This is a genomic window from Roseibium sp. MMSF_3544, assembly GCF_030732845.1.
Lineage (GTDB): Bacteria > Pseudomonadota > Alphaproteobacteria > Rhizobiales > Stappiaceae > Roseibium.
This window is the reverse complement of record NZ_JASHKA010000003.1, coordinates 188,110-204,213: the sequence shown is the minus strand read 5'-3', so window position 1 is coordinate 204,213 and position 16,104 is coordinate 188,110. Positions and strand designations below refer to the sequence as shown.

Sequence of the window (16,104 nt, the reverse complement as noted above, 5' to 3'; positions counted from 1 at the left end):
TTTAGTTGTGATTTTTTGGATGACTTGATTCTGGGTTGCTGTGAGCTTGTCGGCCTCAAAACAGAGACCTACTCCGAATAGTGCTTGAAACCGTCGCGACCCTCATTCTTGACCGCGTAAAGGGCGACGTCGGCTTTCTTGAGGATCGGGCTTGCGTCGGGGCCAGACCCGGAAATGGGTGCAATTCCCACGCTTGCACTGATTTCTATTGTGTTGCCGTCGATCGTGTACGGCTTCCTCAATTGCTCGACAACGCGCCGGGCGATCTTCGAGGCGAGGTCGGGTTCCCGGGTCGTGTTTCGGACAATGATGGCAAATTCGTCGCCGCCAAGCCGTGCAACGGTGTCCTTTGTGCGCACGCAATCCTTCAGCCTGGCCGCCGCCTGTTGCAGGAGATCGTCACCCACGTTGTGGCCGTAAGTGTCATTGACGGGTTTGAACCGGTCGAGGTCGATCATCAGCAGATCGCTGACCTCGCTGTAGTCCTCCGCCCTGTTGATCGCATCTTCCAGCTTGAGATTGAACAGCGTCCTGTTTGCGAGCCCCGTCAGCGTGTCGTGGTGTGCGGCATAAGTGATTTTCTCGGTCGCCTTTTCCCGCGAGGTGACGTCTTCGTGCGTTCCCACCCAACCCCCGTCGGGAAGTGGCGTCCGCACAATGCTGATGATTGTCCCGTTCGGATGTTTGAAAATGGAATTGAGCACTTCACCGGCGTCGAGCTTTTCTCTCAGATCCGCGTAAAAGGCGGACGGGTCCTCCGTGAATTCGCCACGTTGTCTTTCGAGCTCCAGCATCTCTACCAGGCGCATGCCCTTTCTGACTTCACCGTCCGGTTTGCCAAAGAGTTCAATGAAGTGCCTGTTCCAGAGCGTGAGGCGCCCCTCGCCATCGAATACGCATACTCCCTGACGCATGTTGGCAATCACCGCTTCCAGCTCGAAAAGGCGGTGGCTGGCAAGTCTTTCCTTTTCAACAAGCTGTTCTTCCATGCGCTTGCGCCTGGTGATGTCGAGGAAACTCGACACGTTGCCGCCACCGGGAATCGGTGTTCCGCGAACTTCAAGAACCTTTCCGTCGTTGGTCTTGCGTTCATAGGCATGCCGGCTTCCGGCGCCGTATTTTTCGAGACGCTCGGAGGCAATCTGTTCAGGGTCGCCTTCACCGTAGTCGCCGCGGGTCGCCAGGAACTGAATGACTTGCTTCAATTCAGGTTTTTGCAGCAAAAACGACTGGGGAAGGTTCAATAAGTCGGCAAACTCTTCATTCCAGAAAGTCATCTGCAACTGGCTGTCATAGTGCACCAGTCCGCCCGGGAAATTGTCGAAGAACACTTGCAGCGTATCCGCCTGCTGCTTCTCCCGTGTAATGTCTGTCAGCGATACGACGACACCGTCAAATCCATGGTCGTTGATCTTGTCGACAGGTTTTGCGTTGAGGCGAAGCCATCTGGACTTTCCGTTGTCGCGATCACTGAACTGCGCTTCCCGGTCGACAACCAACCCGGGATCGGTGAGGGCTAGAACAAGTGGATGATCCTGCTCGTTGTTCGCGTCTGCAAAGTTCAATCGGGATAGGTCAAGGTCGTGCAGGCTGCTGCCGGTCAGGGCATTTGCCGCCAACCCCAGCAACTTGGCGGCAGCGGAATTGGCTGAATGAATGTGTCCTGCACTATCCACAAGCAGGATCCCTTCCTGCAGCGCGTCGAACGTCGTGCGCTGGATTGCTTCCGACGTGCGAAAGTCCTCTTCCTTGCGCTTGCGCGCCGAGATGTCCTGAATTGCGCCAATGACGCGACGGACCTTTGACCCCTCGAACACCGGACGCCCGGCAGAGCGAACCCAGAGTTCATGATCCGTTGCCGTGACGAGCTCAAGTTCCAGGTCCCAGCTCTTGCCTGACTGGACAGCATCTTCGAAGGCGGATTGAAGAACACTTCGGCTGTCGGGAGCAAAGAAGGACAGAGCCGTTTCGAAATCGGGTTGGAAATCGTCACCGACTTTGTGGATGTCCCGCGTCTTCGCGGTCCATGTCATTTGGCCCGTCCTGGTGTCGTACTCCCAACCACCGACATCGGAAATGAGAGCGATCTCCTCCAGCAGGTCATGGCTGCGGCTTGCGCGCTCTTGTTCCAGTTCAGCTTGCAGCAGCGCTTCCCGCGTCTCGATGCTGGCCTTGTGCGCCTTGATCAGACCTTCGACAACCTTGGCAAGGTTGCGCATTTGGGCAAGTTGCTCATCGCTCGGCTGGCGCGGCTTTGTATCGATCACGCAGATCGTACCGATCCGGTGTTTGCCATCAACCAAAACTGGGCAACCGATATAAAAGCGCGCGCCGACCTCACCGGTCACCAGCGGGATGTCACGAAACCGCTCGTCTGCGCGTGCATCCGGAACGACCAGAAGATCATCGGACAAGATTGTATAGCCGCAAAAGGAATTTTCACGGTGCGTCTCGGTGGCGTCGAGACCGACGGCAGACTTGAACCAGATCTCGTCCTGATCGACGATCGATATCACCGCCATCGGGCAGTCGAAGATGTAGGAAGCATTCGATACGACAGCGTCGAATTCGGGCAGCTGTTCCGAGTGAATGATTGAGAGCTTGCGAAGCGCTTCCAATCGTTCTTCTTCTCGTTGAACCTGCGCGAGCGTCATATTCAGCATCAATTCCATCGTTTAGCTGCACCAGGAGCCAGCCTTGAATTCAGTATCGATATAACTTCAGCGACTGCGCAATAAACCTATAGTTGAAATGACGGAGGGAAAAAGAACCAAATAGTTGTAATTGCTTGCGTTTTTGACGCATCCGTGAAGTTCGTATCCACGGGCTTTCGCCCTGTGAACAGTTCGCCGGCAAGATGGAAATCAAATCACATGATCTGAAAAGCAGACTTAAATAATGCTGCTGCGTGAATTTGGCTCGGCAACGGTAGATCAGCTTGCTTTCAGGCATTTTTGTTTGGCTTCGAAAACTGGCTTTGCGTCTCAAGACAAACAAAAACCCGGCCAAAGGCCGGGTCTTAAGGAACGTGGAGTTCTCCACGACTGTTCTGCTTTTATCGTAAGCAGCTTTATTGATTAGGCAGCGCGACGGAAGGTCAGGCTCATGCCACCACCTGAACGGTTGCGGCGGCGCTCTTCCGGCGGAATATAGACGATCGCGCGGTGCGCTTCGCAATAGGATTCGCCCTGTTCAACACGCGTGTTGCACGGAAAAGTGTAGTTCCCGGCATCGCCTTCTGCCCATTTGCAGCAGCCCGGACGCGGGAGAGACAAGTCAGCCATTCTTTTCTTCCTTCTCGTTCAAGCAACAAAAGCGCTCGAGCATCCTCGGGAGGGGGAGGATCCGAACAGCTTTCGATGTAAATCGGATTTTATCAGCGCTCGGGACGTCATACGTCGTCCAACCCAAATTGGATGCCCTTCGGCAAGCGCAGGATTTAAATAAGCGGCGTGTCACAAAAATGCAATAGATTACCTGACATTTCCGGCCTGCATCCAGCGCATAGCAGGTTAACGTAAATTCACCAGCACCACGGCTCAAACGAGGAGCGTTTTGGTCACGTCTTCGTCCCGGGCAGGGAGCCGCCTGCGTCGTGCAGCGCTTGCGGGGTGTCGAGGTCGAGGCGGGCAGCCGGACCGATCTCCACCTCTGCGACAAAACCCGGATTTTCCGCAATGACGTGGCGGGCGCCGATGTCGCCACTTAGCGACGACAAAGCCTCGAAAAACCGCCGGTCCCACAGAACGGGATTGCCTCGCTTCCCGTCTGAAGTTGCCGTCACGATCAGGTTGTTGTCGTTTTCTCGGTAGGCCGCAATCAGCTTGAAAAGGTCCTCGGCCTGAATGCGTGGCATGTCACCAAGAAGAATGAGCACAGCTTCCGTGTCGGCGGCGAGAGCTTTCATGCCGGTGCGGATGGAACCTGCCATGCCGTCCGCAAAGTCGGGATTGTGCACCGTGAGAATGTCGAGGTCGCCCACTTGTGCGCCGACATCCTCGGCAAGATGCCCGGTCACGAGCACGGTTTGCGCCAGTCCCGCCGACATTGCGGCTTCGCCGACGTGACGCACCAGCGACTTTCCATCCAACTGTGCGAGCAGCTTGTTGGGACCGCCCATGCGTGTCGATCGCCCGGCTCCCAGGATGATCGCGGCAATTTTGGGCGATTGCGTATGCCGTTTGATTTCCCTTGGCTGTGGCCGCGTGCCGATTTCCATCAGGAGGCCTCCAACACCCATCGACGTTATGTCCGCAGGCTCCGTTTTTACATCCGCAAGCAGACGGTTAAGCACCCAGTCAAAGCCGTTTTCCTTCGGACTTCTGGCGCACCCGGGGGCACCGAGGACCGGGTGGCCTCCAAGTTCGGCGAGCATGAGCAGATTTCCCGGATCGACCGGCATTCCAAGATGCGCAACGGTGCCGCCGGCCAGATCAATGGCTGCAGGCAGAACGTCGTTTCTGTCGACAACAGCAGACGCTCCGATAAGGACCAGGAAATCGGCCCCTTCGGCCAAAAGGCTCTTCATGGCGCCGGCGACGGCTGCCTCGTCGTGAGGAACGCGTTTTTCTTCAAGAACGATGCTGTTGCTCGGGCGCAAACGGTCTTCAAGGACCCTGCGGGTCTTGTCCATGGTGACCTGTTTCAGGTGCGGCAGTTCCGTGGCAACGAGACCCACCTTTCTTGGCTGGAACTCGGCAATGCGAACCGCGCCGCGGACAGCTGCTTCCGCTTTTTTCAGCAAGTCGTCCTGAACTGCGAACGAAATGATCTTGGCTGTTGCGATCATGCGGTCGCCGTTCACCTGGCTGTGGTTTGGAAGCGTGGCAAAGGTGATCGCGGGGTCAATCCGGTTGGCGGCGTTCACCGCATCAGTATCGACGATCAACAGACCTGGCTTGTCGGCATAAAGGTTCATTCGGCCCGTGAACGCCGTGTCTTGACTGACACCGCCACCCTTGGCCGCCATGCCCAGCCGTTCCGCGGCAGCGTCTTCGCCGATGTCGCCTGCCTCGAAGCGTGCAACAACGACGCTTGTCTCACCCTGCTCTGAAAGGTCTCGGCAATCCTGATCGCTGAGCACGTGTCCCTTCTTCAGGGACCGGCCCGCCGCCTTGGTCTTATGTGCAAGGATGCAGCCGACGGCGTCTTCCGGCGAAACGGGGCCGAATTTCATGGACTGAGCTCCGGCGCCTTGCGCAGCGCCGTAATGATGGACCCAAGCACCGCAACGGCGATTTCTTCCGGCGAGGCAGCTCCGATATCGAGACCGATTGGCGCATCTATCCGATCGAACAGTGCCGGGTCGACACCGGCGGCCTCAAAGCGCTCCAGACGTTTTGCGTGCGTCTTGCGGCTCCCAAGGGCACCAACATAGAAGCAGCCGGTCTTGAGGGCTTCGATAAGCGGAAAATCGTCGATCTTCGGATCATGGGTAACGGCGGCAACGGCCGTGTAGGCATCCAGAGGCGTTTCGTTCAAAACCTCTTCCGGCCAGTCGGCTTTCAGGGAACTACTCGGAAAACGGTCTTCAGTCGCGAATGCAGTGCGCGGGTCGATCACGGTCACGTCGAGGCCTGCGATTTCCGCCATTGGGACCAGCGCCTGGGTGATATGAACAGCACCGATGATGACCAGGCGGGGCGCCGGAACCGAGACGGTCAGAAAGACATTGCCCTCTTCGGTTTCGATGGTTCCCGATTTCCCCGACCGGAACCGCTTCTCGAGTTCTTCTGCCAGTGGATCGGACGCATATCCGTCTTCCTTGCGCACAAGCCGCTGGCTGCTGTCATCAAGCCGGGTTACGAGAATGGCTGCGCGGCGGGCGGCCCGTTCCCTGTTCAGCAGTTCAAGAAGCGAAAAATCCATGGTTTCAAGTCCGGTCGGTAGCCAGTTTGAGGCCGAGGCCTACCAGGAGCGTGCCGCCGATCCAGCGCGTGAATTCCTGGAATCTGGACGTTCTGACGAGACGCTTTTTGACCTCTGAAGCGAAGAAAACAGTCGCAATATCAGCGGATGCGAAAGCGAAATTGACGATTGTTCCAAGGATCAGGAACTGTACCCAGATTGGAAGGCTTGCCTCAGGGCTGACGAATTGCGGCAGGAAGGCGATGAAAAAGATCGCCGCTTTCGGGTTGAGAACCTCAACAAGGATGCTGTCGGCAAAAGCCCTGCGCGCCGACTTTTGCGGCAAATCCGGAAGCGGTCCCGCGGTGACGCGGGTACGGATCATCTGAACACCCAGAAAGACCAGATAGGCGCCTCCGGCCAGTTTCAGGGCGAAATAGAGGGTCGGGACCACAGTGAAAATCGCGGACAGTCCAAAGGCGGCGGCAAATACGTGCACATAGCATCCCAAATGAATGCCGGCGGCCGCCATGAAGCCCGCGCGGCGTCCGCGCGAAAGCGTTTGAGCTGCGGTGTAAAGCACGGCTGGACCGGGCATGTAGGCAAAAAGGGCGGTTGCTGCGAGAAAAGCGAGAAACGTTTCGGTGGTAGGCACTTTGGTGACTCAATCAGCTGACGGGTTCGACATAAACGCGAATGCGACCGCCACATGAAAGGCCGACGCGCCACGCGGTTTCGTCGGCAACACCAAATTCAAGTGTCGTCGGTTGCCCCGTTTCAATGACATCGACGGCCTCGGTAACGACCGCGCCTTCAACGCAGCCGCCGGAGACCGACCCTTCGAAATTGCCGTCCGCATCGATGACAAGATGCGATCCCACCGGGCGGGGAGCGGAGCCCCAGGTTTCTATTACGGTCGCTAAGGCAACCTGCCGCCCGGATTTGCTCCAGGTCTCCGCAGTATGGAGTACGTCTGCCACTTGTTGGATTTCAGTCGCCGTCATTGTCCGCCCCGGGTAGAAAGTCTGTTCCTACTCTGAAATATAGAAGTTTCCGGGAGAGATAAAACCTGTACTTGGGTATGGACGCATAAATGAAACGAAAACGGCACCTGAAACCCAGGTGCCGTTCAAAAAGTCAAAGCGTTTGATACTGCGAGATTATTCCGCTGCCGTGCGCAAGGAGGGGGCGGCACTCAGCACGGCGCCGTCGACATGGGCTTCAAAGGTCCCGAAATTGTCGACGAACATCTGGACGAGTTTTGACGCCTGAAGGTCATAAGCATCCTTGTCAGTCCAGGTTTCACGAGGCGTGAGGATCCTGGTATCGACGCCAGGGACCGTGACGGGGACCTCGAAACCGAAATTCGGATCCGTGCGGAATTCGGCTGAATTCAAATCACCGGAAAGCGCTGCCTGAAGAAGCGTGCGTGTCGCCTTGATCGGCATGCGGTGGCCGGTTCCGTAGGCTCCGCCCGTCCAGCCGGTGTTCACCAGCCAGCAATCCACACTATGCTTCGCGATCAATTCCTTCAAAAGATTGCCGTAGACGGAGGGATGGCGCGGCAGAAACGGAGCGCCGAAGCAGGTCGAGAACGTCGCCTGGGGCTCTGTAACACCCTTTTCCGTTCCCGCGACCTTCGCCGTGTAGCCAGACAGGAAATGGTACATGGCCTGCGCCGGTGTCAGCCGGGCAATGGGTGGCATCACTCCGAACGCATCCGCCGTCAACATGATGATGGTTTTCGGCATCGGTGCGCGGCCGGTCGCGCTTGCGTTGGAAATGAAATGGATGGGGTAGGCAGCGCGGGTGTTTTCGGTCTTGGAACCGTCGTCGAAGTCAGGAACCCGCTGCTCGTCCAGAACAACGTTCTCAAGCACTGTGCCGAAACGCTGGGTCGTTGAATAGATCTCCGGCTCGGCTTCCTCGGACAGTTTAATGGTCTTTGCATAGCAGCCGCCCTCGAAGTTGAAGACGCCGCTTTCGCTCCAGCCGTGTTCGTCATCTCCGATCAGGGTGCGCTCGGGGTCAGCGGACAGCGTCGTCTTGCCTGTCCCTGACAAACCGAAGAAGACCGCCGTGTCACCGTCGTCTCCGACATTGGCGGAGCAGTGCATGGACATCACACCCTTGGCCGGCAGGAGATGGTTCAGCATGGTGAAGACGGACTTTTTCATCTCGCCCGCGTAAGAAGTTCCGCCGATCAGCACAATCTTGCGGGTGAGGTCGCAGGCAATGACTGTCTCCGTGCGGCTTCCATGCCGCTTGGGGTCCGCCTTGAAGCTTGGCAGGTCCACGATCGTCATTTCCGGAACGAGATCTGCCAGCTCGCTCACTTCGGGACGCAGCAGCAGGTTGCGGATAAACAGCGAGTGCCAGGCGTATTCGGTATAGACGCGCACCGGCAGCCGGTGGGTTTCGTCGGCACCGCCGTAGAGATCCTGCGCAAAAAGTTCCATGCCTTCGGCGTGTTCAAGGAAATCCGCCATCAGAACGTCGAACTGGGCTTTCGAAATCTGAGCGTTGTTGTCCCACCAGACCGAATTTGCAGTGTCGTCGTCAAGGACGACAACCTTGTCTTTCGGAGAGCGTCCGGTGTGAATGCCGGTATCGGCAACCAGGGCACCGCCCGCTGCCAGCCGCGTTTCGCCACGGGAAAGGGAATATTCGTAAAGCGCAGGCTCGTTCTGGTTCCAATACAGCGCCTTCAGGCCCTTGAAGCCGAAGGTTTCGCTACCGTTGGAAGGGTTCCGGACACCTGTTTCTTGCATTTTCCCGCAGTCCTCGTGATGGGAACTTAGCCGCCGCCGGAGCCTGATCGAAGGTGTCAAGGTCCGGCTGTGAGGGCTGCGAACCTAGTGGATTGACCAGGGGGCAGCAAGACTACCAAAGGTACTATGTCTTTGTTTAATCGATTAAAATACCAAGTGGACCGGACGATGATTAATTTGGCTGGCGAAGAAAAAAACGAAACCTTCGAATTGTTCGCATTGTCGGATGAAACGAAAAAAATCGCGCTGAAGTCGCGCATCCTGTTGAAATCTGAACAAGCCTTACCGGGATCCGACAGGGTAGTTGGTGCGGGCACTTGAAATTCGATTGCAGCAAACCCATCAATGCAACCTGTCAGCCTTTCTTTGGGGTGCATTGGCCCTGTAAAGTAGGGTTTGCCTTAATTTATGCGCATTTAGCAGGCCAAAGGCTCTGTGATACAGTAATACCGATGCGCACTATTGCTGCGCTGCCGGAAATGGACAAATAAAGAATGCCGACAATTGCTCTGGTCGACGACGACCGCAACATTTTGACTTCGGTTTCAATTGCTTTGGAAACGGAAGGGTACCGCGTACAGACCTACACGGACGGCACGTCCGCGCTGGAAGGTCTGCAGAGCGATCCTCCCCAACTGGCGATTTTCGATATCAAGATGCCGCGAATGGACGGCATGGAGTTGCTGCGCCGGCTGCGCCAGAACTCGGACCTTCCGGTGATCTTCCTGACGTCGAAGGACGATGAGATCGATGAGTTGTTCGGCCTGAAAATGGGCGCCGACGATTTCATCCGCAAACCGTTTTCCCAGCGTCTTCTGGTCGAGCGCGTCCGGGCCGTTCTGCGGCGGGCGCAGCCCAAGGATGCGAGCGCACCGCGTGAGGACGCCGACAAGCTTCTGGAGCGCGGACAGCTCGTCATGGACCAGGAGCGTCACACCTGCACCTGGAACAACAAGCCGGTCACTCTGACCGTGACCGAATTCCTGATTCTGTCCGCACTTGCGCAACGGCCCGGCGTCGTCAAAAGCCGGAATGCACTGATGGACGCTGCCTATGACGATCAGGTCTATGTTGACGACCGGACCATCGACAGCCACATCAAACGTCTGCGGAAAAAGTTCAAGGTTGTTGACGACGACTTCGACATGATCGAAACACTCTATGGTGTGGGGTATCGCTTCCGGGAAGTCTGAAGCGGCCATTGAGATAGTGTGTAGATGGCAGTTGAGAGCGAGAGCGCTGAAAGCATTGCCGACTCCGATCCTGCCAACGGCTCGGATCGCTCCCGGCTGCGCCGTCTCGGCAACAAGCGCATCCGGCGCCGGCTGCTCAATCAGCTCGGCCGCATTTTCGGCACCTACGTTCTTTCTTCGCTGACCCGGCGCATCATCGCGATCAACCTTGTCGGTCTTCTTGCGCTTGTGATCGGCATTCTTTACCTGAACCAGTTCCGCGCCGGTCTGATTGACGCAAGAGTACGCAGCCTTCTGACACAGGGCGAAATCATTGCCGGCGCGATTGCGGCATCTGCAACGGTCGACACGGGAACCATAACGGTCGACCCGGAACGGCTGCTGGAGTTGCAGGCAGGCGAGAGCATCACGCCGACGGTTGACGATCTCGACAGTCTCGATTTTCCGATCAATCCCGAACGCGTGGGCCCGGTGCTTCGCCGGCTGATTTCGCCAACGAAAACTCGTGCACGCATCTACGATCCGGAAGGCATTCTGATCCTGGATTCCAGGCACTTGTATTCGAGTGCCCAGATTGTCCGCTTCGATCTTCCGCCGCCAACCGCACAGGAAACCGGGTTCTGGGATTCGGCCTGGCAATGGACAAGGCGCTGGCTCCGCCAAGGAGACCTGCCGTTATACCAGGAAGTCGGCGGCGGTGACGGGAGGGCCTACCCGGAAGTGGAAGCCGCACTTGCAGGGTCTCCGGCCAGCGTGACCAGGATTTCCCCGCGCGGCGAACTTATCGTGTCGGTTTCGGTCCCGATCCAGCGTTTCAGAGCGGTGCTTGGCGCGTTGCTGCTGTCGACCCAGGGTGGCGACATTGATGCGATCGTCAGGGCAGAGCGGATTGCGATTATCCGCGTGTTTCTGTTTGCTGCCACGGTGACCATCTTGTTGTCGATCCTGCTTGCAGGCACGATCGCAGGTCCGGTGAGACGATTGGCGGCCGCGGCTGATCGGGTGCGGCGGGGCACCAATACACGCGAGGAAATACCGGATTTCTCGGACCGGCAAGACGAGATCGGCCACCTTGCCCGGTCTTTCCGGGAAATGACGAATGCGCTTTACAACAAGATCGACGCAATCGAGAAATTCGCGGCCGATGTGGCACACGAACTCAAGAACCCGCTGACCTCGCTCAGAAGTGCCGTTGAAACCCTTCCACTGGCAAAAACCAAGGCCTCCCAAGACCGCCTGATGGAAGTGATCCAGCACGACATCCGGCGCCTTGACCGCTTGATCAGTGACATTTCCGATGCGTCCCGACTTGATGCCGAACTCGCGCGCATCCAGTCCGAGATGATCGATCTGGCCGAGCTTCTGCGAAACATGGCCGATGCCGCAAACCAGCACACGGGCGCCGAAGAGGCCAACATAAAGCTGACCGTCGCGGACGCGCCGGGACCGAAACCTTATCAGGTGCAGGGGCACGATATCCGGCTCGGGCAGGTCATCAGCAATCTCCTCGACAATGCCCGGTCCTTTTCACCGTCTGACGGAACCGTGAGGATTGATCTTGCCCGTGAGGGCAGGAGGATCCGGATCCTGGTGGATGACGACGGGCCCGGCATTCGCGCGGAAAACACCGATCGTATCTTTGAGCGCTTCTACACCGACCGCCCGGATGGCGAGGGCTTCGGGAACAACTCCGGTCTTGGCCTGTCCATTTCCCGGCAGATCATCGAGGCTCATGGCGGCACGATCTCCGCAACCAACCGCAAGGAACAGACGGCTGATGGCGAGGCCAGGATCGTCGGGGCCCGCTTCACGATCTACCTGCCTGCAGGATCTGCCAAGTGACGGGCGAAGCCGTTCACGCCAACTGCCTCGTCGTTGGAGCCTTCGGAATCCTGATCCGGGGAGTGCCTGGAAGCGGAAAGTCTGAACTGACCGATACATTGATCGACGCCGCCGGAACCAAAGGCAACCTGGGTGTACTTGTGGCCGACGATCGCGTCTTTCTGACCGCGGGAAACGAACAGGTCATCGCCCGCGCTCCCGATACGATCAGAGGAAAGATGGAAATCCGTGGCGCCGGGCTGGTCGACGCGGGTGTCATGCCCGCTGCAAAAGTTCATCTTCTTGTTGATCTGGTGCCCGCCGACACCATGGAACGCCTTCCGGAAAGCGCCGTTGCGCAGAAATCGCTTGAAGGCGTGCCTGTACCTGCGCTGATTTGCCCGGCAAACAGTCCGGGTGTGAGTTTGAGGCTGGTTCGCTGGGGCTTGCGCTCGCTCTTTCCGGGTACACCGGATTACATTTAAGGCTGGAACCGCGTTTTTTGCTTGCAACTGGTCAAGCGGTTGAAGAGAGTGCATCAGACTGATAGACGCCCGGCTCACCATCAGAGCCATAAGCAAACGATAGTCAGGCTGAAGACTGAATGATCGGACTTGTACTTGTTACGCACGGACGCCTCGCTGAAGAATTCAAGGCGGCTCTGGAGCATGTTGTCGGTCCTCAAGAGCAGATCGAAACCATTTCCATTGGTCCGGATGACGATATGGAACAGCGCCGGCAGGACATTCTGTCCGCCGTTGAAGCTGCCAATTCGGGTAACGGCGTTGTCCTGCTGACGGACATGTTCGGCGGAACGCCGTCAAACCTGGCGATATCCGTCATGGACGGCAAATCCGTCGAGGTTGTCGCCGGTGTCAACTTGCCGATGCTGATCAAGCTCGCCAGCGTCCGGGCGGATCGTCAATTGGAAGACGCCGTCGATGAGGCCCGCCAGGCCGGTCAGAAATATATTTCAGTTGCAAGTCAGGTGTTGTCGGGACAGAACTAAACGCGAAATGACAACACAAAATTCGATTGAAAAAGATCTGACAATCGTCAATCAGCGCGGGCTTCATGCGCGTGCCTCCGCCAAACTGGTCAAGCTTGTCGAAACCTTCGAAGCCGATGTTCTGGTTTCCAAGGATGGTCAGACGGTTGGCGGTACGTCGATCATGGGGCTGATGATGCTGGCCGCCAGTCCCGGTTGCTGCATAAACGTTAGCGTGAGCGGCCTTGAGGCTGAAGCTGCGCTCGATGCGATTTCAGAACTGGTTGAAAACGGGTTTGGCGAGACAGATTGATGCCCGGTCTGAGGATCGGCGGTCCGCGGCGACATCTGTCCGCGCATCGTCCTGCCCCTTGCTTCCGGTTGCGGGTAGAGCTCAGCAGGATTTTTGAGGAAAGATATGGCAAGCCCTTCCGGTGAGCGGACAATTTCTGCAGCGCGATCCGTTCTCTCGCACCTTCACGAGGCACTCGATCTGCAATTCGGTTTTGAATTGTGGGATGGCTCACGAATTCCCGAAAGTGCCGATGCCGAAGATCTGCGGATAGCGATCGCATCGACAGCTCTGACACGACTGCTCCGCAGTCCTCGCATCAAGACCGTGATCGACCTTTATTCAACGGGAGAGATCGATCCGCGCGGCGGCACGATTTTCGATTTCGCCGAACGAAGGCCGAAGATCAAGAGCCGGGAATTGCGCAAACGTCTGAACAAGACCCTTCTATTGAAGAACGCCTTCCCACTGCTTCTGGGAGGAACGGGCAGCACGCCGAGCGATCAGGAAGAGGGGCTGGATGCGGGCAAGGACGCCGATCGTGGATCGGGTAGCCGCAAGGACGACATTGCCTTTCACTATGATGTCTCGAACGATTTTTATAAGCTCTTCCTCGATCCCGAGATGGTTTATACCTGCGCCTATTTCCGCGATTGGTCCAACGATCTGGCGACGGCCCAGAAGGACAAGCTGGACATGATATGCCGGAAGTTGAGGCTGAAGCCGGGAGACCGGATGCTCGACATCGGTTGCGGTTGGGGCGCTCTGATCTGCCATGCTGCTGAACACTACGGGGCGACAGCCGTCGGAGTGACGCTTGCCGAAGAACAGCTCAAGCTGGCGCGGGAAAAAATCGCGGAACGCGGCCTGGAAGACAAGGTCAGTGTTGAACTGATCGACTACCGGGACATGAAGGGCGAGAAGTTCGACAAGATTTCCTCGATCGGCATGTTCGAGGCGGTCGGGCTCGACAATTACGACAATTACTTTCAAAGCGTGCACAGGCTGCTCAAGCCGCGCGGCATTTATCTGCATCACGCGATCACCCGGCGCGGCAAGAAAGACCTTGCCAAATTTCGCGAAAAGAAGCCCGAGTATCAGGCTCTGGTCCGTTACATCTTTCCGGGCGGAGAAGTCGACCATATCGGCTGGACACTGACCAATCTGGAATCGCACGGCTTTGAAGTTCACGATGTCGAGGCCTGGCGGGAGCACTATGCGCGCACGACAAGGCTCTGGGCGGAAAACCTGATGGCCGTCAAGGAGGCTGCCATCGCCGACATCGGTGAACAGAAGTACCGGCTTTGGCTGGCCTATCTGTGCGGCGTTTCCCTTGGATTCGAGCGCGGCTCGATCGGCATTTTCCAGACAGTCGCCTCGCGCCGCACCAAGGGGCCGTCCGGTCTGCCGCCGTCCAGAGAAGATCTTTACCGGCCCTGATCCGGGCTCTGGAAAAATCATATAAAGAATTCTTTATATCTTTATTGCGAGAAGCACCTGTGAGCGCTATAACCCCACCCAACGGCTTCCGGCATGACCCGGAAACCGGCTGGCAGCTGCGGTTAGTTCAGGGCCGATTGAGAGGCCCAAGAGCAGTTGCTTTCACAAGGCCGGCGGAAAGCTGGAACCAACAGCAGGACATTTTCATGACTGACTACATCGTCAAAGACATCAGCCTCGCAAACTGGGGCCGTACCGAGATCGAGATTGCCGAACACGAAATGCCGGGCCTGATGGCCTGCCGCGAGGAATTCGGCGACGCTCAGCCACTGAAGGGCGCGCGCATTGCCGGATCCCTTCACATGACCATCCAGACGGCCGTTTTGATCGAAACCCTCGTCGCGCTTGGTGCTGAAGTTCGTTGGGCGTCCTGCAACATTTTCTCCACCCAGGACCAGGCCGCAGCCGCGATCGCCGCAGCCGGCATTCCGGTTTTTGCCGTCAAGGGTGAAACCCTGGAAGAGTATTGGGACTACGCCGACAAGATCTTCGATTTCGCCGATGGCGCGAACATGATCCTGGACGATGGCGGCGACGCAACGCTCTACATTCTTCTCGGTGCCCGTGTCGAGGCCGGTGAGACCGGCCTGATCGAAAACCCGCAGTCCGAAGAAGAAGAATGCCTCTTCGCCCAGATCAAAAAGCGCATGGCATCGCATCCGGGCTGGTTCACGAAGCAGCGCGACCTGATCCAGGGCGTCTCCGAAGAGACAACCACCGGCGTTCTGCGTCTTTATGAAATGCAGAAGAATGGCCAGCTGCCGTTCCCTGCGATCAACGTCAATGACAGCGTCACTAAATCCAAATTCGACAACCGTTACGGCTGCCGCGAGTCTCTCGTGGACGGTATCCGCCGCGGCACCGACGTAATGATGTCCGGCAAGGTCGCCGTCGTCTGCGGCTACGGCGACGTCGGCAAGGGCTCCGCTCAGTCGCTGGCCGGGTCCGGTGCCCGGGTGATCGTCACCGAGATCGATCCGATTTGTGCGCTGCAGGCCTCCATGGACGGCTTTGAAGTCAAGACCATCGAACAGGCGCTGCCGGAAGGCGACATCTATGTGACCGCGACCGGCAACAAGGACATCATCACCCTTGACCACATGCGCGGCATGAAAGACATGGCGATCGTCTGCAACATCGGTCACTTCGACAACGAGATCCAGGTTGCCGCGCTGAAAAACTTCAAATGGCGTCCCGTCAAGGACCAGGTCGACATGGTCGAGTTTCCTGACGGCAAGCGGATGATCCTTCTGTCTCAGGGCCGCCTGGTCAACCTTGGCAATGCGACCGGTCACCCGAGTTTCGTGATGTCGGCGAGCTTCACCAACCAGGTTCTGGCTCAGATCGAACTCTTCACCAAGGGTGACCACTACAAGAACGAAGTCTACGTTCTGCCGAAGCATCTCGACGAAAAAGTCGCCCGCCTTCACCTTGAAAAACTGGGTGTCACGTTAACCGAATTGTCTGATGATCAATCCAGTTATCTGGGGATTAATAAGGCCGGTCCGTTCAAGTCAGAGCACTACAAATACTGATTTGCGGGAATCGCACCACTATATGTGGTGACCGTCACGATTCGACCATGTGAACAAAAAAATGCAGAACCCTTCAATTTGAAGGGTTCTGTTAACTTTTCGGTTACGGACTCTTCTGCGTGATTCTCAAAAAGGTTATGGTTTAAACGAATCAGAG

The 16,104-nt window shown here is 57.2% G+C and carries 15 protein-coding genes; 8 read left to right on the top strand and 7 right to left on the bottom strand.

Going from position 1 to position 16,104, the window contains the following annotated elements; genetic code table 11:
- Positions 1-68: 68 nt before the first annotated feature.
- The 7 genes from RBB47_RS05695 to RBB47_RS05665 form a co-directional block, all read right to left on the bottom strand.
- Entirely contained in the window at positions 69-2,672 is a 2,604-nt protein-coding gene (locus tag RBB47_RS05695; protein WP_305984786.1) for a PAS-domain containing protein, read from the bottom strand.
- Positions 2,673-3,077: 405 nt separating this feature from the next.
- A complete protein-coding gene (locus tag RBB47_RS05690; protein WP_305984785.1) occupies positions 3,078-3,284 on the bottom strand; it encodes a hypothetical protein in 207 nt (68 codons plus the stop codon).
- A 275-nt stretch (positions 3,285-3,559) separates the two neighbouring features.
- Positions 3,560-5,176 carry a molybdopterin-binding/glycosyltransferase family 2 protein gene (locus RBB47_RS05685; protein WP_305984784.1) on the bottom strand — a complete coding sequence of 539 codons (1,617 nt, stop codon included), beginning with the start codon at positions 5,174-5,176 and terminating at the stop codon, positions 3,560-3,562.
- A complete protein-coding gene (locus RBB47_RS05680) occupies positions 5,173-5,868 on the bottom strand; it encodes an XdhC family protein (protein ID WP_305984783.1) in 696 nt (231 codons plus the stop codon). Before RBB47_RS05680 ends, RBB47_RS05685 begins: the two co-directional genes overlap by 4 nt.
- Positions 5,869-5,872: 4 nt before the next feature.
- On the bottom strand, positions 5,873-6,502 hold the full coding sequence (locus RBB47_RS05675; RefSeq protein WP_305984782.1) for a LysE family translocator: 630 nt from the start codon (positions 6,500-6,502) through the stop codon (positions 5,873-5,875).
- A gap of 13 nt (positions 6,503-6,515) precedes the next feature.
- Entirely contained in the window at positions 6,516-6,851 is a 336-nt protein-coding gene (locus RBB47_RS05670) for an XdhC family protein (RefSeq protein WP_305984781.1), read from the bottom strand.
- A gap of 156 nt (positions 6,852-7,007) precedes the next feature.
- Complete coding sequence (locus RBB47_RS05665; RefSeq protein ID WP_305984779.1) at positions 7,008-8,618, bottom strand: phosphoenolpyruvate carboxykinase; 1,611 nt, start codon at positions 8,616-8,618, stop codon at positions 7,008-7,010.
- Positions 8,619-8,786: 168 nt separating this feature from the next.
- Between RBB47_RS05665 and RBB47_RS05660 the strand changes: the two genes are divergently transcribed.
- The 8 genes from RBB47_RS05660 to ahcY all read left to right on the top strand — a co-directional run bounded on the left by RBB47_RS05660 (position 8,787) and on the right by ahcY (position 15,947).
- Positions 8,787-8,939 carry a hypothetical protein gene (locus RBB47_RS05660; protein WP_305984778.1) on the top strand — a complete coding sequence of 51 codons (153 nt, stop codon included), beginning with the start codon at positions 8,787-8,789 and terminating at the stop codon, positions 8,937-8,939.
- A 173-nt stretch (positions 8,940-9,112) separates the two neighbouring features.
- A complete protein-coding gene (locus tag RBB47_RS05655; RefSeq protein ID WP_305984777.1) occupies positions 9,113-9,811 on the top strand; it encodes a response regulator transcription factor in 699 nt (232 codons plus the stop codon).
- 24 nt (positions 9,812-9,835) lie between these two features.
- Positions 9,836-11,653 (top strand): sensor histidine kinase, encoded by a 1,818-nt coding sequence (locus tag RBB47_RS05650; protein WP_305984776.1) that lies wholly within the window; start codon positions 9,836-9,838, stop codon positions 11,651-11,653.
- On the top strand, positions 11,650-12,117 hold the full coding sequence (locus tag RBB47_RS05645; protein ID WP_305984775.1) for an HPr kinase/phosphorylase: 468 nt from the start codon (positions 11,650-11,652) through the stop codon (positions 12,115-12,117). Before RBB47_RS05650 ends, RBB47_RS05645 begins: the two co-directional genes overlap by 4 nt.
- 119 nt (positions 12,118-12,236) lie before the next feature.
- A complete protein-coding gene (locus RBB47_RS05640) occupies positions 12,237-12,641 on the top strand; it encodes a PTS sugar transporter subunit IIA (RefSeq protein WP_305984774.1) in 405 nt (134 codons plus the stop codon).
- A 7-nt stretch (positions 12,642-12,648) separates the two neighbouring features.
- Positions 12,649-12,933: an HPr family phosphocarrier protein gene (locus RBB47_RS05635; RefSeq protein WP_305984773.1), complete on the top strand. Its 285-nt coding sequence runs from the start codon at positions 12,649-12,651 to the stop codon at positions 12,931-12,933.
- A 105-nt stretch (positions 12,934-13,038) separates the two neighbouring features.
- Positions 13,039-14,352 carry a cyclopropane-fatty-acyl-phospholipid synthase family protein gene (locus RBB47_RS05630; protein ID WP_305984772.1) on the top strand — a complete coding sequence of 438 codons (1,314 nt, stop codon included), beginning with the start codon at positions 13,039-13,041 and terminating at the stop codon, positions 14,350-14,352.
- Positions 14,353-14,558: 206 nt separating this feature from the next.
- Complete coding sequence (gene ahcY / locus RBB47_RS05625; RefSeq protein WP_305984771.1) at positions 14,559-15,947, top strand: adenosylhomocysteinase; 1,389 nt, start codon at positions 14,559-14,561, stop codon at positions 15,945-15,947.
- The last annotated feature ends 157 nt before the right edge of the window (positions 15,948-16,104 follow it).